This is a genomic window from Mojavia sp., assembly GCF_059505145.1.
Genome location: NZ_JCACKA010000068.1, coordinates 54733 through 77615 on the forward strand (window position 1 = coordinate 54733; position 22883 = coordinate 77615).

The window sequence follows — 22883 nt, forward strand, 5'->3', positions numbered from 1 at the left end:
AATTGGAAAATGGTAATGCTATACATCAACCTAAATTTAGCCCTGTATTTAACAGCGAAAATAAAAGCCGATGGAAAAGACGCTGAACATTTTGGTTGTAGATGATGATGAAGTAGATCGCATGGCAGTGCGTCGTGCTCTGACTAAAGCAGGCGTACAGATGGAACTGTCTGAAGTAGGTGGCTGCAATGATGCGATTTCTACTGTTAGAAATACTACCTTTGACTGCATTTTCCTTGACTATCGGCTTCCAGACCAAGATGGTTTAACATTAATCCAAAAATTACGCTCTTCAGAAATTAAAGTACCGATAGTAGTTCTGACCGGTCAAGGAGATGAACAGATAGCTGTCGAATTGATGAAAGCTGGTGCTACAGACTATCTATCCAAATCTAAAGTATCTTCAGAAACTTTGGCGCAAGTTTTGCGAAATGCAATTCGGGTTTATCGAGCTGAAATGCAGGTAGCTTTAGCCAACCAGCAGCTTAGAGAAACTAATGAGCAGCTAGTTCGTAAGAACCAAGAATTAGAGAGACAACGCCAACAAATTCACTTGCAAAATTTGAGGCTATTAGAAGCTTCGCGGTTAAAATCGCAGTTTTTGGCAACTATATCTCACGAACTGCGAACTCCGATGAATGCCATCATTGGTTTTTCTCAAATATTGCTACGTCCCAAATTTGGTCAACTTACCTATCAGCAAGCTGACATGGTAGAGCGTATCCTCAACAATGGCAAGCATTTGCTAATGCTGTTGAACGAAGTACTCGACTTTTCTAAATTGGAAGCGGGACGATTAGAATTAAAGCCAGAATTATTTGATTTATCTAAAGTAATTGACATTACCGTTGCGGAAATGCGTTCCTTGGTGGAGGCAAAAAAGCTGTCTTTGCTGGTGCAGATGGATTTACAAAACAACTTGATATTTAATGACTCGGTGCGTGTACGACAAATTTTAATTAATCTCCTCTCAAACGCAATTAAATTCACAGAGTCTGGTACTATTTGGGTTGAGGTTAAGGAACTTGCTGCTAATCGAATTGCAATTACAGTTCGGGATACAGGTATTGGTATTGCTCCTAGAGATTTCAAACATATTTTTGAAGCTTTCCGGCAAGTAGATCAAAGTATCACCCGCAAGTATCCTGGTACAGGTTTGGGTTTGGCAATCATTGATGCGCTAGTTAGAATGATGGGCGGTAAAATCATTCTAGAAAGCCAATTGGGGGTTGGTTCAATGTTTAGGATTGAATTACCACGTCAAATAACATTACCGACTACAACAGCTGATAGTTCGGATTTTAAATTAGACAGTGATGAGATTCTTGGTTCTGCTCATAATCCCCATCAATCTCATTCTCAATCAAGCCACAACTCCCATCAATCTCAATCTTCATCGGCTCATAATCCACATCAATCTTATTCTCAAACCACTAAAATATCTACAGGTTATCCTAACCTCAAGCCATAAGCTTAATTGTAAAAGAGTTGATAATAAACCATGTCTGTTGTTGAAAGTTCTAAGATTGATCGTATTCTCGCTGTTGATGACACAAAAGACAATCTCATTTTGGTTCAAACAATTTTAGAGAGTGAGGGATATGAGATTGATTTAGTAACAGATGGTATAGCAGCTTTGCAGCAAGTTGAACAATCACCTCCCGATTTAATTTTGTTAGATGTGATGATGCCGGGAATAGATGGTTATGAAGTTACACGCCGCATTCGTAATAACCCTGCTATCAAAAGCTATATTCCGATTCTATTGATCACTGCTTTTCACGAATCTAGCGTTGTCGAAGGGCTAGACGCTGGCGCTGACGACTTTATTCGTAAGCCATTTGATACCGATGAACTACTAGCAAGAGTGCGATCGCTGCTACGGCTAAAGCATAGTCTTGACGAACAACGAAAAATGACACGTCAGCGAGAAGACTTTGTTTCTCGTCTAACTCATGATTTGCGGACACCTTTAGTAGCTGCTGATCGGATGCTCTATTTGTTTCAGGAGGAAACCTTCTGTAAAATTTCTCCCGAAATGAAACAGGCGATCGGCGTCATGATTCGCAGTAACCAAAATTTAATGCAAATGGTAAACACCCTTCTCGAAGTCTCTCGGTTCGAGGCGGGTAAAAAAACCTTAAATTGGGAAAAATGCGATCTCAAGCAAACCGCTCAAGAAGTCGTAAGCGAACTAGCTCCTCTGGCTATGGAAAAAAATTTAACTCTGACAGTAGATACTAGTGAGTTAGACGAGCTTGATGACACAGCTGGTATAGTCATGGGTGATGCTTTAGAATTACGACGAGTTTTAAGTAATTTGATTGGCAACGCTATCAAATTTACAGATAAAGGTGGCATAACAATTCGGCTTTTAGAAAAAACAGCCGATCCTAAAAATACATCTAGTCTCATAATTGAGGTTGAAGATACAGGGTATGGAATTGCTCCAGAAGACCAAGCAAGCATTTTCGAGCGATTTCGCCAAGGTAGAAATAAACGTTCAGGCAGTGGCTTAGGACTGCATCTATCTAGCCGAATTGTGGAAGCTCATGGTGGAAAAATTGAGGTAACCTCTGAACTAGGTAAAGGTAGCATATTTAAAGTGCAGTTACCAAAGCACATTTAATGCCGATTTAAAATTTTATATTTTGCAAAAATTTGAGCCAGTTACTGCCATTACCTGGCTTAAGAGACTGCTGAGTTAAGAGTTAAGAGTTAAGAGTTAAGAGTTAAGAGTTAAGAGTTAAGAGTTAAAAGTTAGAGGTTTGCTGAAACCAAAAACACCTCATTTATTGCATTGGGATGTGTATACGATAGAACTATTCTTTATCAAATTAGTCTTGACATAACTCAATTGGTTGAGGCTCAAGTTTACCAAAAAGTAGGCGACGAATGATATTCTCTAATTCCTCAATCATGTAAGGTTTGCTGATGTAGTCATTAAAACCAGCCTTGAGGATACGTTCTTTATCTTCCCTAGTAGCTAAAGCTGTGACTGCAACTACTGGGATTTTGGACGTGAGTGGTTCTTGCTTCAGATAACGCACTACTTCAATCCCACTAATACCTGGTAATAAAATATCCAACAGAATCAAATCTGGCTGATGCTCTTTTGCCACGAGTAATGTCGTGGTACTGTCTGTTTGACAAATGAATCGACAGCCAAGTAACTCAAGGGCATAACTCATTAATAGTAGATTATCATCATGATCCTCTACTACCAAAATTAAAGGCTGTTGAAAGTTTTGCTTCTTTTCATCACTCATCAATGAAGGTGCCAAATACATCTCTTCTCCAGAAGATTTTATGGGATTCAACGTCTTTCTTGATAGAACAGACGAGGCATCTAGAGAGCGGGCTGGTAGTGCTCATTTAGGATTGGCTCGTGTTCTGCTTACGCCCAGTTGATAATCTTTGCCTAAGTAATAATTATCGAGGAATTAAAGCTCAGGCTGATACTCTTAGCATACACCCCTCGATTATAAGCAAAACTTTAGAATGTTTTCCATATTGCTTACAATTATCTTGAATATATGATTTTTTTCTACCGTGTAATCCACAAGTTTGTAACTTTATTTCGATAAAAAAGATACATAAGCTTAATGTTTCGTAACTAGTGAACCTGAATTTACTGATTAATGTTGGCATACTCGATATTGAAGAGTAGGAAATATTAAATAACTTGACACACATTGAGATTTTGTAATACGGTATAATACAAAAAACTCAGTTAAGCATAACGTCTTATTTACCCTGATACCAAATTTAATAAATTTGACGTGAAAGCAGCTAAAGAACGTTAATACACTAACCAGATGCTCTCAACTATTGAAAAATTAAGAATTAATACTCATTAATTAATTACACGTTTTAACAGTTCAGAATTTATACACACAGTTAAAAGGAAAATGTATCTTTGTTCTAGCACCAAGGGCAAAAAGTCAAAAAGGCACACATAAACCAGGAGATTGGCTAAAGAATAAGCATCCTGGAAAGATTATGTACTAACTCTTCAGAGGAGTTCATTGTAAGTTATCAATATTTTTGCTCTAGCAACTCGCACTCCAGCAGTTTATATTAAGAGCAAACTTTTGAGAATATGTTACGTCAGCATAAAATAGCTCAACCATCGCTGCAACAATAACAATATGTATTTTGATGATTTTAGAGGCAACGAAGGCAATTCTGCAAATAACAACCGTCAAAACCTCCTTAGTAGCGGGTGGCGACCATTTCACCGCGATTTTGATTGGGGATTTTTCTGGCAAATTTTATCTCATGATACGCACGAGTTAACCCAAAAAAGTATTAATCTTGCAAGTTATTATGTTGATGCTTTAGGAAGAAGAGATTATACTTGGTGGGCAAATTTATTAAACGTAGCTTCAGATTATACGCGTGGTGAATTTCAAAAATTTTGGAATTATATTACGCCAGAACCCCTAAGTCCTGATAATCGTTATAAGGATGTTTTGAGTACAGAAACACCTATCTTGCAATTTGTCAGTCGCAATAGTATTCCTATTGATTATGTTCTAAATCGACTGCAAGAAATTACTGTATTACGAGTTTTAAATTTATTAGAGCGTCCAGATATTATTACCCAATATTACTCAGAAAGAGATTTTTACTTTCCTGTAGAAAAGTTTGTTAGTTGGGAACGTATTGATGTTGTCAATACTGTTTATGCTTACTGGTCTAAATATGATATTTGGCTACAAATTGACCCTTACGATCGCGGTAGACGACAATATACTTTAATGGCCAAAGATATGGCACAGCTGATTAACAAAGCGACTTACGACTTAGCCGTGATGTTGAGTGGCTATCAAAGTCGTGTCGGTAAAGTTCACAGCCAATTCCCGATTCGGACATTTCCAGAAGATATTCAAAGCTTTACAGACACAGTACAGCAAGCAGTTCTCAATCAAAACCAGCTAGCGGTTGTGGTACATGGAGAACCAGGTACAGGTAAGACGGCATGGACGCAGGCGATCGCCAAAGAAATTCTCATACCTTTAGGGTATGTAATTTTTATTTTGGATCATGATGCAGTCACTAATTTCGTACCACCAACTTACTTAGAGAGAATCTGCATAATTATCAATGAAGCTGATAATTTAGCCCAAAATCGCGCTTACGAAGTCGCCCAATATAATAATAAAACAGAACATATTCTGAGTTTGTTGGATGGCACTTTGTACCAAAGCGTAATTGATGAGTCTGGGATTCAAAGTAAGCAGCGTTTAGTGGTATTAATGACCTGCAACACTACAGAAAGATTAGATCCAGCAATGTTACGAAAGGGAAGGGTGGATTTAATTTATGAATTTATCCAAAAATATGTATAAAAATTAATTTTAGGAAAATTAAACTACAAAAAATGTAGCAGCCTTGAAGATGAAAGTTCATCGATTTGAAGATGCAAATCAATTTTACGCACGGGTAAAAGATTATTTGCTCAGTCAGGAAGCACTATATAACCTACTGCTGGGAATGTGTCATGCTTTGATTCACAATCCTGAACGTTTTGATCAAGAGCTATACTTAGCAACTGTAGAAGTGGATGGAAATATCTTAGCTGTAGCAATGAGAACGCCTCCCAGAAATTTGGTGCTGTCACAAATTCATGATTTAAAAGCGGTAGAGGCACTAACCCAAGACTTGCATATATCCACCAAATCGCTGCCAGGAGTAATTGCCCCAATCAATGAAGCACAAGCTTTTGCTTTAGCGTGGCATTCGCTGACTAACCAATCCTACGAGTTAGAATTAGCGCTGCGTACCTTTCAATTGCAAAAGGTAAACCACCTTTCACAAGCTATATCACAAGCTAAAGGTTATTTACGGCAGGCTACGGAAACCGACCGTGAATTGCTTGTGAATTGGTATACAGCTTTTTCACTCGAAGCTTTGGGTAGTGTTGAGTTAGATGCAGAACGCTGGGTTGAACGTGTGTTACAGCAAGGCAGTGTTTACCTTTGGCAGGATGAATTTCCGGTTTCTATCGCTTGTCGTGGTAGCTTAACGCCTAATGGGGTGCGGGTAGGTATGGTGTATACGCCACCAGAGTATCGACGACAAGGCTACGCTAGTGCTTGCGTAGCAGCTTTGAGTCAAACTTTGCTGAATCAGGGACATCGATTTTGCTTTTTATTTACGGACTTGGCAAACCCAACAGCTAATCATATCTATCAAGAGATTGGCTACCAGTCAGTGGGTGATTGGCATCAATACTCTTTCGTTTGAGAATAAAGAGCGAAAATTTGGAAGATTGTCATTGATGCTACAGCATAACTTCGTCACGATCGCTGACGTGCAAGCAGCTCAAAAGCGTCTACTTGGTATTGCCCACAAAACACCCGTGCTGACTTCTAGAACAGTCAACGATCGCACCAATAGCCAGGTGTTTTTTAAGTGCGAAAATTTCCAACGCACCGGGGCTTTTAAGTTTCGAGGGGCGTACAATGCACTAGCACAGCTACCTGAAGCACAAAAGCAAAAAGGCGTTCTCACTTATTCATCGGGGAATCATGCCCAAGCGATCGCCTTAGCAGGACAATTACTTCATATTCCCACAACCATTGTCATGCCTGACGATGCTCCCGCAGTCAAACAAACTGCTACTCGCGGTTATGGTGCTGAAGTGATTCTGTATAATCGACACACTACGAACCGCGAAGAATTAGCCCAAACTTTAGCAGGCGATTGCGCGCAGCGCAGTGCCGAGGGCAATCGCGGCTTGATACTGATTCCTCCCTACGATCATCCTCATGTAGTAGCGGGACAGGGCACAGCAGCTTTAGAACTCATTGAAGAAGTAGGTCAACTAGACTTGTTACTGGTATGCTGCGGTGGTGGTGGATTACTTTCCGGTTGTGCGATCGCTACTAAAGCACTTTTACCCGAATGTCAGGTAATTGGCGTAGAACCAGAACTAGCCGACGACGCCACCCGTTCCTTTCACAGTAAAACTCTACAAACTGTTACTAATCCTAATACCATTGCTGACGGCGCTCGTACTCCCAGCCTTGGTAAAATAACCTTCCCCTTAGTGCTGCATTATGTCGATGATATGGTGACAGTATCAGAGTCAGCTATTCTCCGCACGATGTTTTTCTTGTGGGAACGTCTAAAAATTGTCGTTGAACCCACCGGAGTATTAGCCGCCGCCGCTTTACTAGAAGGTGAGGTGAAAGCACCAGGGGCAAGAATTGGTGTAATCATCACTGGTGGGAATGTCGACTTGGCACAAATCAGAGTGCTGATACCATTTTAGATTTTGGATTTTAGATTTTGGATTGGAAGTTGCCTTCTGTGTAAGGCTTTCCTGAATCCATCCATCGCAATCATTTTTTAAATTGCTATGAGTGCTGAGTAGCGAGTGGGAAGGTTTGGGTTTGGAACTCGACAATTTCAGTTTGGAACACGAAACTCCGAGTTCAGAACTCGACAATTTCAGCTTGGAACACGAAACGCCGAGTTCAGAACTCGACAATTTCAGCTTGGAACACGAAACTCCGAGTTCCGAACTCAACACTTTCAGCTTGGAACACGAAACTCCGAGTTCCGAACTCAACACTTTCAGCTTGGAACACGAAACTCCGAGTTCCGAACTCAACACTTTCAGTTTTGAACACGATACTCCGAGTTCCGAACTCAACACTTTCAGTTTTGAACAAGAAACGCCGGGTTCAGAACTCAACACTTTCAGTTTTGAACAAGAAACGCCGGGTTCAGAACTCGAAACTTCCTACTCAGAACTCAGCACTCAGAACTCAGCACTCAGAACTCAGAACTCAGCACTTAGCACTTAGAGGGTTTTGCTAATATTGGTTACATAATTTAACATTATGTTTTGAATTTAAGCGCCTACTTCAGCATGAATCCTGCGATCAAATCGAATCAAGAACAAGCCACTCGATTATTTTCTCAACTCGAGTTTGATGGAAATCAATTAATCCATCAACCAGGTAGCGTTTTAGGAAGCACTGCGCTAATTGCTGGGACGACGGTTGGTGCTGGTATTTTGGCATTACCTGCGGTAACTTTGCCGTCTGGGGTTGTGCCGTCTACAGTTTTGCTGGTTTTAGTCTGGTTATATGCGTTAGTTTCAGGTTTACTAATTGCGGAAGCAACTGTAAATACCATGCGTGTTACAGGAAGTCCGAGTGTTGGGATGTTGGCAATGATTGAGAACACACTGGGATCTGTCGGTGGACGAATTGCCAGTGCTACCTATCTATTCTTGAACTATGCCCTGTTGGTAGCATACACCACTCAAGGAGGAGAGATTTTAGTATCTGCGATCGCCAAAGTAGCGGGTATACAAAACGCAGTTCCTGCATGGGTGGGCACAACAGTTTTTACACTCTTATTTGGCGGCATAATGTACCTTGGGCGAGAAAGATTTGTGCAAAAACTCAATAGCGCCTTTGTAGCGATTGTCCTGCTTTCATTTCTGGGATTATTATTGCTGGCAGCAAGGCAGGTGAAGAGTACACAATTTTTATTTCAAGATTGGAGTGCTTTAGGAAGTGCCGTATCAGTGATGTTTGTGGCACTGTTTTACCATAACGTTGTGCCAGTAGTTGTCACTCAGCTAGAAGGCGATAGCCGCAAAATTCGTCAATCGATTGTGATTGGTTCGGTGATTCCTTTAATCATGTTCTTAGCTTGGAATGCCGTGATTTTAGGAAGTGTCAACCCTGAAATGATTAACAATACAGCTGGCGGTAGAACTATTTTTGATCCACTGCAAATTTTGCGAACAGGTGGCGCGGGAGAATGGTTAGGAGTGCTAGTCTCTATTTTTTCAGAGTTTGCGATCGCCACATCATTCATTGGATTTGTCTATGGGTTGCTAGATTTCTTCCAAGAGATTTCCCTCAGTTTACAAGGTGAGCGTTCTAATCGCTTACCACTTTATTCAATGATTCTTTTACCTCCCATGAGTCTTGGCGCACTTAATCCCAGCATTTTCTTTACTGCTTTAGATTACGCTGGAACTTTTAGTGTTTCAGTTTTAGGAGGAATAATTCCCGCATTGATGACTTGGAAGCAACGGGAAGAACAGAAATATTCAAATAAAATTAATCAACCATTTGTTCCTGGTGGTAAAGTGACACTCACTGTCATGATTGGAGTTGCCTTAGCCGTTATAGTGAAACAAATTTGGTCAATGTGTACATAAGCTATTTAATTAAACTGCGGTTGTGATCCATATGCAGGAACGTAAAAGCATAGATGCTCGCTTAGTTAAAATTAGTAAATATCTGAGTAAACATCTGCGTCACCAACCCGAACGCATCGGTATCAAACTTGCTCCTGGTGGCTGGGTTAGCGTTAACGAACTACTAACCGCCTGTGCAAATAACCAGTTTCCTATTACTCTTAAAGAATTGCAGACAGTAGTTACTACTAATGACAAAAAACGCTTTTCCTTCGACTCTACAGGCACTTTTATTCGTGCTAACCAAGGACATAGTGTAGAAGTAGATTTGCAGTTAGAACCCGTTGCACCTCCAAATTTGCTGTATCACGGTACAGGAGAAAAAGCCGTCGAGTCAATTTTGGAGTCAGGAATTGCCAAAATGTCACGTCACCATGTTCATTTATCGCAGGATATTCCTACAGCACGAACTGTCGGTGCAAGACACGGAAAACCTGTCGTTTTTGCTGTAGATGCTGCATCAATGCATCAAGCAGGTTACAACTTCTACTGTTCTGACAATGGTGTCTGGTTAGTGGATGCTGTACCACCTCAATATCTGCAAAAAATTTGAGTTTTGATTGAAACCACAACAGCAAGTATAAACAATCTCACAGTAGATAGATTTTATCTCCGTCCTACTTGTTTTATTTATGAATTTGGCAATGTCAGAGAATCATTTTTTTAACTTTTTATACTTATCTCTTACGGTAGAAGGAAAACTGCATGGGGCTGAATAAGCTAGTAATTAAGTTTTTTACAGGAACATTATGAACCTTCTTGCTTGGATTATTCTCGGTCTTATTGCTGGAGCGATAGCTAAAGCTATTTACCCTGGCCGTCAGGGTGGTGGAATTATTGCAACAATGGTTTTAGGTATTATTGGTGCTTTGATCGGAGGAACAATAGTTACTCTCTTAGGGACAGGTGGAGCATCATTTGCTGCTGGAACCCTCAGCATCCCTAGTCTAATTATTGCTGTTATTGGTGCAATGATTGCCATTTTCCTATGGGGCTTACTAACAGGTCGTACCAGCTCGTAGTTGAATAAAAATCAAACTCATGGTTGGAGCCAACTTATTAGTAATTAACCTTTTTCGGCTGAAGTCAATAAAAAACTCCACTTCTGCAAAGATAGTGGAGTTATAATTTATAGACTAATATCTCTAATTTTTAAGTTTTCTACATTGCACCCATTATTTGATCTAGAGAACTAATCTAAAGCTTTTTTAAGTTCATCTTTGATATTTTCGGTAGTGTGGGTAACTTGAGCTTCAGCTTGCTTCGTTTTACCTTCAGCCTTATCAGCGGGATTGCCACTCACTTCACCAATAACCTCTTGAACCTTACCTTCAATGTTTTTTGCAGTAGCTTCTACTCTTTTTTCAATACTCATAATTACTTCTCCCCTTAGTAGGTTGAATTATAGATAATATATTCAATTTACTGCTTGAGCTTGCTATTTTGCATCTATCAAGTGAGTGAAGGCTTTTACAGTTTCTATTAACCTTAGATAGATATTTGGAAAGTATAAAAGGAGTAAATTTAACTAAACATTACCAATTAAAATTTCATTGGTAAAATAATTTTGGCTGAGATGTGTAAGTGTAGCCCACGTAGAGATTGCACTGTAGTGTCTACATGAATTATTCTTACTACCTTGGTTGGGCTTCAGTCAGGGAAAGCCGTACCAGTCATTGGGTCACGAATATATAGCCCTAGTGTAAGACTACGCATCACTTCATCCCAGATGGGTGTTAGCTGTTCTGCTTGATCTGCCCAATAATCGAACGTAATCAAGCACTGAATATTCGACCCTAAACCAATGCAAGTCCGCGAAAAAGCTTCGCGTGGTTCTTCTTGGGTGTCAATAAACTTAATCTCTGTCCACACAATCCTGGCGGTTTGGCGCTTGACGGTAAAAATTTCTCCCCTAGCAATGACGTTGCGACTGTCCTCTTCCATGACTTTCTTTAAGGCGCGTTTTAGCGGAAACTGGCTCCAGTCATTGGGTGGTAGACGATTGAAAGAAACTTCCAAACAGCAATCATCGTTAGGCGGTTTTTTGTCGAGGAACTTGAATGATTTTTCTTGTGGCTCAAAAACCCAATTATGGGGAACATTGAAGCGAACAGCCCCTCGATCTGCTACAAAAATTTTGTAGCCTGATGGCGATTCCCAGTGATGATCAGGTTTCAGTTCAAGCGTTTGTTTAATCCACTGGAGATTGCTTTTCTTACGCTTTGTCATAGTGTTGAATGCAAATCTGCTGAAGACAGCGATCGCTTAGGTTGGGTTGTAGGCGATGTAGGCGATCACCCACCTTGTTAATACTATCAAATCTCTAGTAGTCGGGTGTAATGCGCTTTGTAACAACGCACTACATCTTGTACCGCATATATGAGAGTTCTCTGTAACGTGATTATGCTTAACTATCTTTGCCTAACTCAAATAGACTTTTTCCATTAGCAAGGGGCAACACATAAGCAATCTCACCTAGCTCGGCTCTATCTGTACCAAAGAACGTTCCTCGATGTTCAGGAGTGATTAGCAACTGAGTTGTTTTTGCAGTTGATACTGAACTAATGTATATCTCAATATAACCCCGCAACTCAAAATCTGCCTTTCTTAGAAGTTCCTCATTAAGGGCATTCGGTTGCAGAATGAATAAGCCTGTATCATTGGCATTGATGGGAAATGTAAAGCGTGACTTTTGTATCTCTCCAACGCTGTCAAAAACACTGCTTACTGGATCATTTCCACCAGTAGTATCCAAAACAGTGAGAACTTTATCACGTTCTATTCCAGGGGTTCTGGTTGTAACTACAAGGGAGAGAAATACGAGTTCATTGGTGACATTGGCAATAGTAAGGAAATAGCCTTGGAGAATCTTTCTCGCTAGTGGGCTAAGTTCAGGCCTTGTATCTGTAATTGACTTTGGAAGTTGAGGCTTAAGAAGTAGTTCAAATGTTGAAATAAAAGCCATTAATTTTTCTCCTTGATGGGGTTATATAAATATGCAAAGTCAATGGACAGTACCCAGATGAGTACCCTTTTATCCCATATGTTTTGCAACGAGAGTCGAAAAATAAAGTTAACCTTGTTGTTATGTAATACTGAACACCAGCAAATAATCTGGAGATACAGCCTCTAGAGGTAACTTGGCAGGCTAACTATTTATTAAACAAAGGATTTTTGTCTAATTACGCAATTTAGGATAAATATCGCAAAACTTTCCTTTAATACCCATATTTTGGCATTAAGGTAATGTTTGTTAGCTTTGTTACAAGGCGCAATGCATCTACGGGAAGGATGCGTTTGCTCTGACTAATTATCAAGTTTTGTGATTACGCCAATGGATTTTGATTCTGCGCTGCTGAACTTATTGTTTTCTCAATTCTCTTTAACCTTGTCTGTGGGCGTTTAGCGCTGTCAATCCAAAAAAGGATATTCTTCTTGGTTGAGTTACTAAACGTCTCAAAATATCTGTTAGCAGTTTCGTTTGCTTCTAGTGCTTGCTTTAAGTCTGCTGGAATTGTTAACGCTTCGATCGCATCCAACGCGTTCCATGAGCCATCTTGTTTTGCAGCTGCAATTTTTTCTAGACCCGCCTCAGTCATCAATCCTTGTTCAATTAGTTCTTTAATATATTGCTTATTTAATTTTGACCAAAAGAATGGGATACAAGCCCCGTCCTTCTAGGACGGCTTTTCTTGATTTCTAATGTACTCCTTCAAGACATCTAAAGGCGCACCACCAAAAGACACGGCAAAATAACTAGGACTCCACAAAGCTACGCGTGTTGCCGGGGGGATACTCCCCCCGGCAAACTCGCATTCTTTATTAGGTTTCGGGTATCCAGCTTGTCCATAACGGCGACTAGAAACACCTTTTAAGGCATTAACAATTTGAGAGATGGACAGTTTAGGTGGATATTCAATAAGTGCGTGAACGTGGTTATTCTCGCCGTTAAATTCAATTACTTGAAAATCCATCTTTTTGGCTACTTCTCTAAACGTTTTATCAATTAATTCAAGGCTTTCTTTTGTGAATACAGATCTACGATATTTAGTAACGCAGACCAAGTGAATTTTTAAGTCTGTAACACTATGTCTTTCCCTGCGAAACTGGCTTGTCACTTCTTGTAGACCAATGTATAATACTTTTGCAGACCCATTATAGCAATGTCAGTGAAAGCTAGATATAAATTCCGTTTCTACCCAACAGACCAACAGCAACAGAGTTTAGCCCAGTTGTTTGGCTGCGTGCGTGTAGTTTGGAATGATGCACTGGCTATCTGCAAACAGTCTGAGAAGCTGCCAAGTAACAACGACTTGCAAAAGTTGGTGATTACGCAAGCTAAAAAGACTAATGAACGCTCATGGTTATCTGATGTTTCCAATATTCCGTTGCAACAATCTGTTGCTGATTTAGGAGTTGCTTATAAAAACTTTTTCGACTCACTCAAGGGTAAGCAAAAAGGCAAAAAGGTCGGTAGCCCTAAATTCAAAAAGAAGACACAAAGACAATCAGCGCGATTTAGGATTGGTGGATTTTCAATCAAAGGAGATGAATTATATCTAACCAAAATTGGTGATGTTAAGCCTATTTGGTCAAGACAATTACCATCTGCACCAAGTAGTGTAACAGTTATTAAAGATTGTGCTAACCGCTATTTTCTGAGTTTTGTTGTAGAGATAGAACCCATTCAATCTGATGCCAAGAATCAAAGCATTGGTATTGATTTGGGTGTGAAAACTTTTGCCGTAATCAGCAATGGGGAGAAAGCAACAAGTCCCGATTACTCAAACAAAGACCGCAAAATCCGCAAACTACAACGCAAATTAGCAAGGCAGGAGAAAGGCTCTAAGCGTCGTGAAGTTACAAGGGTTAAGATTGCCAAGCGGCACAATCAAATTGCAGATACCCGTAAAGATTTCTTGCACAAACTTTCAACCAAAGTAGTCAGTGAGAACCAAACTATTATTTTGGAAGATTTGAATGTGTCAGGGATGGCCAAAAATCGCAAGCTGGCACGAGTAATTAGCTTGCAAGGATGGCGAGAATTCCGGGTACTATGTGAAGCTAAATCTGAAAAGCTTAATCGGGAATTCAGAGTAATTAGCAGGTGGGAACCCACAAGCCAGACTTGTTCTTGTTGTGGGTATAGATGGGGCAAGGTTGATTTGTCTGTTCGCTCAGTATTGTGCTTAAATTGCGGGACTGAGCAGCAAAGGGATGAGAACGCATCTAGAAATATAGAAATGGTCGGCATGGGGCATCGGCACGACCTTAAACGGACGGGGAGCGACTGTCACACTACGAAGAGTAGCTAGTTGCTGTGAGCCGTCAAGAATCACCGCACCTAATGGTCGGTGAGTATGTCAACATACGCTTTTCGGTTTCCGGGGCGTAAATATCTGCATATAACGGTCTTCATCTAGTGATTTGACTTTACTGTCAATCCAGCCAAAGCATAAAGCTTCCTTGACCGCTTCGCTGTATTTAACGCTTGGCTTACCACTTTTTACTTTGTAGTAAATCAACCATATACCGGGGGAGGTGTGCTGATTCTTTTCCAACCAAGCTCGCCATGCTGCGCGATCGCTGGCATAAATAGTTTCTAGTTGGTCTTCAAATTTCGGCATCACAAAAGATGGCAAATAATCTTAACGTTTCAACTTTTGTTAGATATTTGGGATGTTTGAGATGATGGTGCGTTGCGCTTTGCGACAACGCACCCTACGGTAGGGATGCGATCGCACTTCTCGCTGCTCCCCTGCTTTTTCATTTTCCTATCTTGGGGGATAATACTGGGGATTCATGACTGGAGGCGAGGGATAACCAGTGTTAGGCATCGTGTTTCCCACTCCATTCGGAAAAGGAGCGATAAATGGCGATTGATAACCATTCATGGGCACAGTGGTTCCTGCACCATTGGGCACAGGAGAAGTAATCACTGGTGGCTGATAATTAGTTGGAGGTATAGTGGTTGTCGTATTACTGGGTATGACACCAGTTTGGCTAAACTGTTGATAGGCAGCACGAGAAATGGCGCTAATGAGTTTTTCGGCACGTGGGTCGTTGTTGGGTCGTTGTACCATGACAGCAGCTATGTAGCGCTTGCCAGTTGGGATATCAACTAAACCCGCATCGGCGAGCATTGTGCCAATATCACCGGTTTTATGAGCAATAGTAGCGCCTGCTCCCAAACCTGATGGTAACAGATGGTCTCGCTCTGTTTGGCGCATGATATCTAGCAAGCGATCGCGCGATTGCATATTTACCAAATTTCCCTGATTGACCATACCCAGCAAATTCCCTAACTCTCTAGGACTTGTGGTGTTAGTTCCTTGCAAATCTGGGAGTTGGTTGCGAATTACTGTGGTTGTCAAACCCCAAGTACGAAAACGCTGGTTGAGTGACTCCATGCCACCTAGTCGAGCAATCAGCATATTTGTTGCTGTGTTGTCGCTGATTGTAATCATTTTCTTGGCGACTTCCAAAGCAGTATACTGAGTTCCTGCTGGTTTGTATTGCATATTTCCCGAACCACCAGCAATCATCTCTTGCTGCATTGTCAGCATTTCATCTAAGCGAATTTTTCCCGCATCGACATCCTGAAAAAAGGCAACCAGAATCGGCACTTTAATTGTGCTAGCAGCAGGAAAACTGGCGGAGCTATTTAAATCTACGTAACCCCCAGTATCCAAATCTACTAGAAAGATTCCAGGTGACAGATTGGGGTTTGCTGCCGCCAGATTCTGCACGGCAGTTTTTAAGGGGATAATTTCTTGGGATAAATAGAAGCCAGAAGCAGATGGGGTATTAGGGGTAGGTTGGGGCTGGGATTGCCCGACATTAGTATTTGTATTCGATTGTGTTGAAGCAACTGGGGTGATGCGAGTGGCGGGGTCTAATACTGACAACACTGTGCCCATAATCGCACCAATACCAACTCCCACAATCAACAACCGCAAGGTATACAAAAGAGTTCTAGCCATTGGCTTTAAGCGAGTCTTGCGCGATTTTCTGCCGATTCTGGGCGACGCATGTTTGTTTACCCGCGCTGGCTTTAACTTCATAGCACTAGGTGGTACTGGAGGAGCCTTGGCGTTTGCGTTTGGTCTAGGGATTGCTTTGACTACTGCTGGCATTACTAGCCCTGGCCTTGTTTTCGGCGCGCCAGCATTCATAGAGGAGGGACTGATACTATTTGTTGGACGTGTTAGCGCCGCTTCTCCTGGGACAGCACGCCTTTGGTTAGGAACTTTTGTCTTCTTCTGTTCCACTTTTTGAACTTTGCTTCGCTGGCGGCCGTTTACGGGTTGACGCCGCGAGAAAGCTCTTAGTTTGTCACTTGACTCTGACACTGGTACTCCTTGTGACCCACTCGATTTTTTTCCAGCAGACTCCTGACCCAAAACTTACTCCTCAAGCACCTAAATACTGAAATCACTCTCTGCCAATAAGTAGCATTTTTGTGTTTAGTTTAAGCCATATTAACTATTTTGGGGGGATATATGCGTACATATTAAACGATGAATTACAAGTTTTCATAATTGCTTTGGTTAACTGCCCATTCTACCTGCCGCAAAATTCCTCGTAGCATAGCTACCTCTCCAATTTGCAGGTGAGTACGATTATATAGTTGTCGAAATTTTTCCATGCGGCTAGCTGCTGTATGTGGATAAAGATAACCAATTTTCAGCAGTAAAGATTCTAATTGCTGGTAATATGCTTCCACTACATCCCAAGGCGCGAGATTATTTGGCGCTAGGGTTGGAGTTTCAGTAGTCTGTGTAGATTGTGCCAGTTCATAACAGCAGATGCCCACAGCCGTAGCCAGATTCAGGGATTGATAATTTTCACTGGTTGGAATCCGTACAAATCGCTGTGCATAGTTTAATTCTTCATTACTTAATCCCCGGTCTTCTCTACCAAAAATTAGGGCTACGGGTTTTTCTGGTTCCTCTAATAACCAAGGTAGTGCTGTGCGAGGATTTTCTAAGGGTGTTTCCCAGCTGCTGACGCGTCCTGCTGTCGCAATAACTCTTACACATTCGTGTAATGCTTCTGGCAATGTCGCCACTAATTGTGCAGATTCTAAAATTTCTTTGGCATGAACCGCCATCATCAAAGCTTCCGGCGATCGCGGATCGCATTGAGGATTGACTAATACTAGCTGATGTAGTCCAAAATTCTTCATCACCCTGGCGATCGAACCCACATTTATTTGACCAGCTGGCTCCATCAAAACAATTCTTAACCCAGCCAATCCCATTTTTGCCTCCCGCTGAGAAATACTTAACTTTTATTTTCGGCATTATCCTTCATGCCGAAGAATTTCTTTGACATTATTGTAGCTGTGTTGGTGAATTTACTCAGGTTTTGTACAAGGGTATTAACTCTTTTGAGTGCTGCGTGCGATCGCTTCGAGAATCTATCATGGAGTTATTAACGCCTCAAAACTCCTGCTAATCTCAAACTAGTTATTATTACTTATTAAAAAGAATTTTTTAATACAATATATTTCTTTTTTAGATGTTTAATATAGGATCTGTATCTACAATATAAACATACATAAATCATTAACTGCCCTAGAGCAAAAAGAGTAAAATCACTACTTAATTATTTATGTATTAATACACACTAGGAGTTTGCAAGAATGTCCCATAGAAGCAGCCCGTCTAGTTTGCTCAAAACTGCTGTTAGGGAGTCTGCCCGTACTCAAAGACAGGCTGAAATTGAAAGAAAACGTTCTATCCGTAAACAAGAAAGAGCTTTGAAGGACAAACAAAAGCAGAGCAAGCAGAATTACTTAGAGCAGCGCTCGGCTGATGTCGATGATATTAATGAGGAAATTGCAGACTGGGTAAATGAGCTGCAAATGATTCTAGAACATACTCTGCGGCGAGAAGATACTATTTCATTTGAAGACTTGCGAATTCGAGAAACATTCCCGCCTATGCAAGTACCAAAGAAATTGTCAGTTGCAACAGTAGTCCCACAATTTTACCAGCCGAAATCTCCACCTGATTGGGCTATGCGACTGCTACCATTTATCAAGCAGCAATATATTAATGCTCAAAAAAAAGCTGAATTAAATTATCAACTTGCTAGGCAAGAATATGAAGAGCTAGAGAGTATTCGCCAAGCAAATTTGCAGCAGTTGAGGGCAGATTATGAGCGCGACAAACATAGTTTTATCTTAGAAATGCAAAAGCAGAATGCAGAAATAGATGAGTTAGAAGCAGCTTACCAGGATGGGGAAGCATCTGCTGTAGCAATTTACAACGAGATGGTATTAGAACGTTCCGAGTATCCTTCCTTAAGCGAATTTAAATACCTCTGCTATACATCTCAAGACCGGGTTGCATTTACACAGCAATTTCAGGTTGTTTATATACCTGAATTGAAACAATTAGTTATTGATTACGAACTTCCAACATCTAAAATTATTCCTACAATAGCAGAAGTAAAATATGACCACAGCAAAGATGAAATTCAGGGAGTAACCAGAAAAACAACTGAAATTGAGGCGATATATCAAGATATAGTAGCTGCCATTACCTTACGAACAATACGTGAAGTATTTGAGGCAGACCATGCTAGACATTTAAAAGAAGTCGTGTTTAATGGTTTAATTAAGCTAGCTAATATTGCTAAGGGGCAGTATTTGCAACCCTATTTAATATCAGTGCAAGTTAGTAATGATAGGTTTAGAAGTTTAGATTTTAATAAAATTGATAAACAAGCCTGTCTACATAATTGGGGTGCAATAATTTCATCAAATTTGCTGGAAATACAACCTATAAAACCAATGGTTGACATCAACTTGGTTAATACTAGTTTCATTGAACCGGAAGAAATTAGTTCTGAAATTAATTCCATAACTCAAATTTCATTGATTTAACCTAATTTAAAAATGAAATTCTTGGCTATTAATCTGAAGATAATTACTTTAAAAGAATTATTAAAGAAGGTGTAAGGTAATCCTCGTGACCAAAACAAAAGCAACTCAAGAAATTCTAGTTTTTACCAATAGACTTCTTATAAAAGGCCAAAAAATAGATAATTAACCGCCGATAAAGGGCTTATAGATAAAGAATATCTGAGTTTTGCAACAAGGGATCGCCTAATATTTAAAAATACAAAAACACAGCTTTTCTCAGCTATTTCAAACTACTTTCATTAAACTTTGTAAGCATACTAAGCTCATTAATGTATCTAATTACGTTTAAAACACCCAATTGACATGGGGTAGCAATACACGATACATCATGAGTCAATCGTTAATTTTTTTAAGATGCAAAGTTTCTTGAATTGCCAGTTTCACCAACATAAGGAGGGATGAATATGGATGGTAGCTTAATCATATCCAACATCCTGAATCCGCCAATCTTGTTTTTCTTTCTGGGGATGACTGCTGTTTTTGTCAAGTCCGATTTAGAGATTCCTGCCCCCGTGCCCAAAGTTTTCTCGCTTTATCTGCTGTTTGCGATTGGTTTCAAAGGCGGGGTAGAATTGATTAAAAGTGGCATCACTCAGGAAGTAGTTCTCACGCTCTTGGCAGCGATGTTGATGGCTTGTTTTGTCCCAATTTACACCTTTTTTATCCTGAAGCTGAAGCTGGATACTTATGATGCCGCCGCGATCGCTGCAACTTACGGTTCTATCAGTGCTGTCACCTTCATCACGGCTAGTGCTTTTTTAACTGAGCTTGGTATTCATTTTGATGGCTACATGGTCGCAGCCCTTGCCCTCATGGAATCTCCAGCCATCATTGTCGGTCTTATCCTGGTGAATATATTTACAGTCGATGGCAAGCGGGATTTGTCCTGGCCAGAAGTGTTACAAGAAGCATTTCTTAATAGTTCAGTCTTTCTTCTGGTTGGTAGCCTCCTGATTGGCGTATTGACAGGAGAACATGGTTGGCAAGTTTTAGAACCCTTTACTCAGGGGTTGTTTTATGGGGTTCTCACGTTCTTTTTACTCGATATGGGACTAGTCGCTGCCAGAAGAATTAAAGACTTGCAAAAAACCGGAGTTTTCCTGATCTCATTTGCCATACTAATTCCAATACTTAATGCAGGCATTGGGTTGGTAATCGCTAAATTCATCGGTGCGCCTAAGGGAGATTCGCTACTGTTCGCTGTACTGTGTGCCAGCGCCTCTTACATCGCTGTCCCAGCGGCAATGCGGATGACTGTTCCAGAGGCAAATCCTAGCCTGTACGTTTCTACCGCTCTGGCAGTGACATTTCCATTCAATATTATTGTGGGAATTCCGTTATATCTGTACGGAATTAACCTGTTTTGGAGGTAATAATATGCACGTAGTTAAAAAGATAGAAATTATCGCCAACTCGTTTGAACTGAGCAAAATTTTAGATAGTTTAGACAAGTCAGGCGTAAATGGTCATGCTGTAATTCGAGATGTGGCTGGTAAAGGATTACGAGGTACGGCAGAAGATTTAGACATGACGATGCTCGATAATGTATACATCATCGCGTTTTGTATGCCAGAGCAACTCAAGCCTGTTGTAGAAAATATCAGACCACTGCTTAACAAGTTTGGCGGTACTTGTTACATCTCAGATGTAATGGAGATTCGCTCTGTAAAATGTGTAGCGTCGTTATAAGAAAATCATGGATCTTAAGAAGCATTTCATGGAACGTCGTGACTTCTTGAGGTTAGGAGTCATGGGGGCATTTGGTGTCATGATGACTGCCAGCGATTTACTCTGGCAGGTTAAACAAGCTAAAGCTGCCGAATTGCCCTCGGACAACAACCCTCAATCCCTCAGTCCCGATGCAGCATTGCAAAAGCTGATAGAGGGAAATCAGCGATTTGTTCAGCATCAACCCCAATACCCCGATCAATCGGCGGCGCGGTTGCAGGAAGTCGCTCAAGCACAACATCCATTTGCAACCATCCTCAGTTGTGCGGATTCACGAGTACCCGCCGAAATTGTTTTCGATCAAGGCATCGGAGATATCTTTGATGTTCGGATTGCTGGGAATATTGCCATACCTGAAGCCGTTGGCAGCATTGAATATGCGGTTGCCCTGCTAGGTACTCCACTGCTAATGGTACTGGGTCATGAACGATGTGGAGCAGTTACCGCCGCTGTCCAAAACGAAGCGCTGCTTGGCGATATTAGTACCTTTGTTAAAGCAATTAAGCCTGCCGTAGACAAGGTAAAAAATCAGTCAGGTGACGCAGTTGAAAACGCTGTGGTGGCAAATGTGCAATATCAAATTGAACTATTGAAGCGATCGCACATTTTAGCTGAACAACTACAGTCCAGCAGATTAAAAATCGTCGGAGGTCGTTACGACTTGGATACTGGGAGGGTGACAATTATTACTTGAAGTAGCCAAGACGTGAACCAACTGTCCGATGCAGCATAGTACTAAACTGTTTAGCTGCAATATTGAAGTATTAAAATCAATAAAAGAAAAGGACGTTGTTCACCTGTCACCCCTCATACCCATGACGGCAATATTAATTCAGAGTCCGGATCGGGTTTTACTCAATAATATTAGCTGGCAAACTTATCAGTCTTTAGTAAAAGACTTTGAGCAGCAGCCAGCGATGCGGCTAACCTATGACCGGGGTTTGTTAGAAATCAAAATGCCGTTAGACCCACATGAAAGCTACAAAAAACTTCTGGGACGGTTGGTTGAAGCGATAACAGAGGAGTTGGAAATCGAAATTCGCAGTTTAGGGTCTAGGACGTGCGATCGCGAAGATTTGGCGCGGGGTTTAGAGCCAGATCAATGTTACTACATTCAAAATGAACAGGCTGTCTGGGACAAAGAGCAAATTGACCTGAGCAAAGATCCACCACCAGATTTAGCAATTGAAATTGATATTACCAGTAGTTCGATTAATCGACTCGATATTTATGCAGATCTCGGTGTACCTGAAGTGTGGCGCTACGATGGGCAAACTTTAACAATGTATCACCTAGAAAATAAGCAATATCAAAGTTGCGATCGTAGCATTGCTCTTTCGTTATTAACTCCATCTGATATTGAAAGATTTTTAGAATTGAAGAAAACGACAAAAGAAAACGCTCTCATCCGTCTATTTCGAGGATGGGTAACAGAGCATTCAGCAGCCTACGAATAGCAAACCCTTTGAATATTAAATATGATTAAATGTGAAGCGATCGCTTACAAAATACTCAGATAGGTTTGCTCAGAATTCATCGGCAAAACTCGCAACTTCCGATTTTTCAGGTCTGGTTCTAGCCCTAGAACTTCCATTGGCGTTACACCCAAAAGAGCATAGGGAACGTCCGTGAGTTCCAAACAATCAAAAGTGCCTTGACGTTCTCCAATAGAAAGTTCCACATCTCGGAAAATTCGCCCCTGCTGTACTCCAGCCGCAATCTCTACCTGAGCTTCTCCACCTTGGACTAAACCTAATTGACTAATAATGGTAGCAGGTAAGCACAGCAACGTTGCACCCGTATCCACTAAAACATCATCTAGGGTACAAGAGCGAACTTCCTGCACAGAAATGAAACCTCGTTGAGCTAACACTTGATCAATTCGATTTGTAACAGTAAGGGTAACTATTACTTGCCCCATTTGCTTACCCTGAAAATTTGGCAGTACCAGCTTACCCATTTCAACGAACTCCTGCCTAACATCCT

23 protein-coding genes and 2 pseudogenes are annotated in these 22883 nt (G+C 40.9%); 15 read left to right on the top strand and 10 right to left on the bottom strand.

Annotation, left to right across the window (positions count from 1 at the left end):
- Positions 1-70 precede the first annotated feature (70 nt).
- Together AC5JL8_RS16300 and AC5JL8_RS16305 are read left to right on the top strand one after the other, a co-directional pair.
- Positions 71-1471: an ATP-binding response regulator gene (locus AC5JL8_RS16300; protein ID WP_495880740.1), complete on the top strand. Its 1401-nt coding sequence runs from the start codon at positions 71-73 to the stop codon at positions 1469-1471.
- Between the two features lie 30 nt (positions 1472-1501).
- Positions 1502-2629 carry a sensor histidine kinase gene (locus AC5JL8_RS16305; RefSeq protein ID WP_495880741.1) on the top strand — a complete coding sequence of 376 codons (1128 nt, stop codon included), beginning with the start codon at positions 1502-1504 and terminating at the stop codon, positions 2627-2629.
- Positions 2630-2837: 208 nt separating this feature from the next.
- Here the strand turns inward: AC5JL8_RS16305 and AC5JL8_RS16310 are convergent, their stop codons facing one another.
- Complete coding sequence (locus tag AC5JL8_RS16310; RefSeq protein ID WP_495880793.1) at positions 2838-3290, bottom strand: response regulator; 453 nt, start codon at positions 3288-3290, stop codon at positions 2838-2840.
- A gap of 861 nt (positions 3291-4151) precedes the next feature.
- On the opposite strand from AC5JL8_RS16310, the gene AC5JL8_RS16315 reads away from it, so the two are divergent.
- The 7 genes from AC5JL8_RS16315 (at position 4152) to AC5JL8_RS16345 (ending at position 10257) form a co-directional block, all read left to right on the top strand.
- Complete coding sequence (locus AC5JL8_RS16315) at positions 4152-5354, top strand: AAA family ATPase (protein ID WP_495880742.1); 1203 nt, start codon at positions 4152-4154, stop codon at positions 5352-5354.
- Positions 5355-5403: 49 nt separating this feature from the next.
- Positions 5404-6252, top strand: coding sequence for a GNAT family N-acetyltransferase (locus AC5JL8_RS16320; RefSeq protein WP_495880743.1), 849 nt, complete (start codon positions 5404-5406; stop codon positions 6250-6252).
- 34 nt (positions 6253-6286) lie between these two features.
- Positions 6287-7282 (top strand): threo-3-hydroxy-L-aspartate ammonia-lyase, encoded by a 996-nt coding sequence (locus tag AC5JL8_RS16325; RefSeq protein ID WP_495880794.1) that lies wholly within the window; start codon positions 6287-6289, stop codon positions 7280-7282.
- Positions 7283-7373: 91 nt separating this feature from the next.
- Positions 7374-7820 carry a hypothetical protein gene (locus AC5JL8_RS16330; protein WP_495880744.1) on the top strand — a complete coding sequence of 149 codons (447 nt, stop codon included), beginning with the start codon at positions 7374-7376 and terminating at the stop codon, positions 7818-7820.
- A gap of 65 nt (positions 7821-7885) precedes the next feature.
- On the top strand, positions 7886-9196 hold the full coding sequence (locus AC5JL8_RS16335; protein WP_495880745.1) for an amino acid permease: 1311 nt from the start codon (positions 7886-7888) through the stop codon (positions 9194-9196).
- 31 nt (positions 9197-9227) lie between these two features.
- Positions 9228-9788, top strand: a complete 561-nt coding sequence (locus AC5JL8_RS16340) for an RNA 2'-phosphotransferase (RefSeq protein ID WP_495880746.1) — start codon at positions 9228-9230, stop codon at positions 9786-9788.
- 196 nt (positions 9789-9984) lie between these two features.
- Positions 9985-10257 (top strand): GlsB/YeaQ/YmgE family stress response membrane protein, encoded by a 273-nt coding sequence (locus AC5JL8_RS16345; RefSeq protein ID WP_495880747.1) that lies wholly within the window; start codon positions 9985-9987, stop codon positions 10255-10257.
- Positions 10258-10427: 170 nt separating this feature from the next.
- Here AC5JL8_RS16345 and AC5JL8_RS16350 read toward each other — a convergent pair whose 3' ends face one another.
- The 5 genes and pseudogenes from AC5JL8_RS16350 to tnpA all read right to left on the bottom strand — a co-directional run bounded on the left by AC5JL8_RS16350 (position 10428) and on the right by tnpA (position 13353).
- Positions 10428-10610 (bottom strand): CsbD family protein, encoded by a 183-nt coding sequence (locus AC5JL8_RS16350; protein ID WP_495880748.1) that lies wholly within the window; start codon positions 10608-10610, stop codon positions 10428-10430.
- Between the two features lie 275 nt (positions 10611-10885).
- A complete protein-coding gene (locus AC5JL8_RS16355) occupies positions 10886-11464 on the bottom strand; it encodes an Alr1449 family protein (RefSeq protein ID WP_495880749.1) in 579 nt (192 codons plus the stop codon).
- A gap of 178 nt (positions 11465-11642) precedes the next feature.
- The gene (locus AC5JL8_RS16360; protein ID WP_495880750.1) at positions 11643-12200 is read right to left on the bottom strand and encodes a hypothetical protein; all 558 of its coding nucleotides are present in this window, start codon (positions 12198-12200) and stop codon (positions 11643-11645) included.
- 361 nt (positions 12201-12561) lie between these two features.
- Positions 12562-12885 (bottom strand): annotated as a pseudogene (locus AC5JL8_RS16365) (YdeI/OmpD-associated family protein); the annotation flags it as partial.
- 27 nt (positions 12886-12912) lie between these two features.
- Entirely contained in the window at positions 12913-13353 is a 441-nt protein-coding gene (gene tnpA / locus AC5JL8_RS16370) for an IS200/IS605 family transposase (protein ID WP_495880751.1), read from the bottom strand.
- 45 nt (positions 13354-13398) lie between these two features.
- Here tnpA and AC5JL8_RS16375 point away from each other — a divergent pair, with 45 nt between their 5' ends.
- Positions 13399-14550 carry an RNA-guided endonuclease InsQ/TnpB family protein gene (locus AC5JL8_RS16375; protein WP_495880752.1) on the top strand — a complete coding sequence of 384 codons (1152 nt, stop codon included), beginning with the start codon at positions 13399-13401 and terminating at the stop codon, positions 14548-14550.
- A 54-nt stretch (positions 14551-14604) separates the two neighbouring features.
- On the opposite strand, the pseudogene AC5JL8_RS16380 reads toward AC5JL8_RS16375, so the two are convergent.
- The 3 genes and pseudogenes from AC5JL8_RS16380 to AC5JL8_RS16390 all read right to left on the bottom strand — a co-directional run.
- Positions 14605-14862 (bottom strand): annotated as a pseudogene (locus AC5JL8_RS16380) (YdeI/OmpD-associated family protein); the annotation flags it as partial.
- A 147-nt stretch (positions 14863-15009) separates the two neighbouring features.
- Positions 15010-16587, bottom strand: coding sequence for a serine hydrolase (locus AC5JL8_RS16385; protein WP_495880753.1), 1578 nt, complete (start codon positions 16585-16587; stop codon positions 15010-15012).
- Between the two features lie 173 nt (positions 16588-16760).
- Complete coding sequence (locus tag AC5JL8_RS16390; RefSeq protein ID WP_495880754.1) at positions 16761-17498, bottom strand: RNA methyltransferase; 738 nt, start codon at positions 17496-17498, stop codon at positions 16761-16763.
- Positions 17499-17882: 384 nt separating this feature from the next.
- On the opposite strand from AC5JL8_RS16390, the gene AC5JL8_RS16395 reads away from it, so the two are divergent.
- The 5 genes from AC5JL8_RS16395 to AC5JL8_RS16415 all read left to right on the top strand — a co-directional run bounded on the left by AC5JL8_RS16395 (position 17883) and on the right by AC5JL8_RS16415 (position 22354).
- The gene (locus AC5JL8_RS16395; protein WP_495880755.1) at positions 17883-19130 is read left to right on the top strand and encodes a hypothetical protein; all 1248 of its coding nucleotides are present in this window, start codon (positions 17883-17885) and stop codon (positions 19128-19130) included.
- 443 nt (positions 19131-19573) lie between these two features.
- Positions 19574-20542, top strand: coding sequence for a sodium-dependent bicarbonate transport family permease (locus AC5JL8_RS16400; protein WP_495880756.1), 969 nt, complete (start codon positions 19574-19576; stop codon positions 20540-20542).
- A 4-nt stretch (positions 20543-20546) separates the two neighbouring features.
- Positions 20547-20858, top strand: coding sequence for a P-II family nitrogen regulator (locus AC5JL8_RS16405; RefSeq protein WP_495880757.1), 312 nt, complete (start codon positions 20547-20549; stop codon positions 20856-20858).
- 28 nt (positions 20859-20886) lie between these two features.
- Positions 20887-21591 (top strand): carbonic anhydrase, encoded by a 705-nt coding sequence (locus AC5JL8_RS16410; protein ID WP_495880795.1) that lies wholly within the window; start codon positions 20887-20889, stop codon positions 21589-21591.
- A gap of 121 nt (positions 21592-21712) precedes the next feature.
- Complete coding sequence (locus tag AC5JL8_RS16415; RefSeq protein WP_495880758.1) at positions 21713-22354, top strand: Uma2 family endonuclease; 642 nt, start codon at positions 21713-21715, stop codon at positions 22352-22354.
- A 44-nt stretch (positions 22355-22398) separates the two neighbouring features.
- Here AC5JL8_RS16415 and AC5JL8_RS16420 read toward each other — a convergent pair whose 3' ends face one another.
- Positions 22399-22857 (bottom strand): aspartyl protease family protein, encoded by a 459-nt coding sequence (locus AC5JL8_RS16420; RefSeq protein ID WP_495880759.1) that lies wholly within the window; start codon positions 22855-22857, stop codon positions 22399-22401.
- Between the last annotated feature and the right edge of the window lie 26 nt (positions 22858-22883).

Excerpts from the sequence above, each read along its gene's own strand:
- AC5JL8_RS16400 (WP_495880756.1), top strand. The coding sequence starts at position 19,574 with ATGGATGGTAGCTTAATCATATCCAACATCCTGAATCCGCCAATCTTG.
- AC5JL8_RS16325 (WP_495880794.1), top strand. The coding sequence starts at position 6,287 with ATGCTACAGCATAACTTCGTCACGATCGCTGACGTGCAAGCAGCTCAA.
- AC5JL8_RS16300 (WP_495880740.1), top strand. The coding sequence starts at position 71 with ATGGAAAAGACGCTGAACATTTTGGTTGTAGATGATGATGAAGTAGAT.
- AC5JL8_RS16390 (WP_495880754.1), bottom strand. The coding sequence starts at position 17,498 with ATGGGATTGGCTGGGTTAAGAATTGTTTTGATGGAGCCAGCTGGTCAA.
- AC5JL8_RS16395 (WP_495880755.1), top strand. The coding sequence starts at position 17,883 with ATGTCCCATAGAAGCAGCCCGTCTAGTTTGCTCAAAACTGCTGTTAGG.
- AC5JL8_RS16345 (WP_495880747.1), top strand. The coding sequence starts at position 9,985 with ATGAACCTTCTTGCTTGGATTATTCTCGGTCTTATTGCTGGAGCGATA.
- AC5JL8_RS16415 (WP_495880758.1), top strand. The coding sequence starts at position 21,713 with ATGACGGCAATATTAATTCAGAGTCCGGATCGGGTTTTACTCAATAAT.
- AC5JL8_RS16350 (WP_495880748.1), bottom strand. The coding sequence starts at position 10,610 with ATGAGTATTGAAAAAAGAGTAGAAGCTACTGCAAAAAACATTGAAGGT.
- AC5JL8_RS16375 (WP_495880752.1), top strand. The coding sequence starts at position 13,399 with ATGTCAGTGAAAGCTAGATATAAATTCCGTTTCTACCCAACAGACCAA.
- AC5JL8_RS16420 (WP_495880759.1), bottom strand. The coding sequence starts at position 22,857 with ATGGGTAAGCTGGTACTGCCAAATTTTCAGGGTAAGCAAATGGGGCAA.
- AC5JL8_RS16405 (WP_495880757.1), top strand. The coding sequence starts at position 20,547 with ATGCACGTAGTTAAAAAGATAGAAATTATCGCCAACTCGTTTGAACTG.
- AC5JL8_RS16355 (WP_495880749.1), bottom strand. The coding sequence starts at position 11,464 with ATGACAAAGCGTAAGAAAAGCAATCTCCAGTGGATTAAACAAACGCTT.
- AC5JL8_RS16360 (WP_495880750.1), bottom strand. The coding sequence starts at position 12,200 with ATGGCTTTTATTTCAACATTTGAACTACTTCTTAAGCCTCAACTTCCA.
- AC5JL8_RS16305 (WP_495880741.1), top strand. The coding sequence starts at position 1,502 with ATGTCTGTTGTTGAAAGTTCTAAGATTGATCGTATTCTCGCTGTTGAT.
- AC5JL8_RS16410 (WP_495880795.1), top strand. The coding sequence starts at position 20,887 with ATGGAACGTCGTGACTTCTTGAGGTTAGGAGTCATGGGGGCATTTGGT.
- AC5JL8_RS16310 (WP_495880793.1), bottom strand. The coding sequence starts at position 3,290 with ATGTATTTGGCACCTTCATTGATGAGTGATGAAAAGAAGCAAAACTTT.
- AC5JL8_RS16320 (WP_495880743.1), top strand. The coding sequence starts at position 5,404 with ATGAAAGTTCATCGATTTGAAGATGCAAATCAATTTTACGCACGGGTA.
- AC5JL8_RS16340 (WP_495880746.1), top strand. The coding sequence starts at position 9,228 with ATGCAGGAACGTAAAAGCATAGATGCTCGCTTAGTTAAAATTAGTAAA.
- AC5JL8_RS16315 (WP_495880742.1), top strand. The coding sequence starts at position 4,152 with ATGTATTTTGATGATTTTAGAGGCAACGAAGGCAATTCTGCAAATAAC.
- AC5JL8_RS16335 (WP_495880745.1), top strand. The coding sequence starts at position 7,886 with ATGAATCCTGCGATCAAATCGAATCAAGAACAAGCCACTCGATTATTT.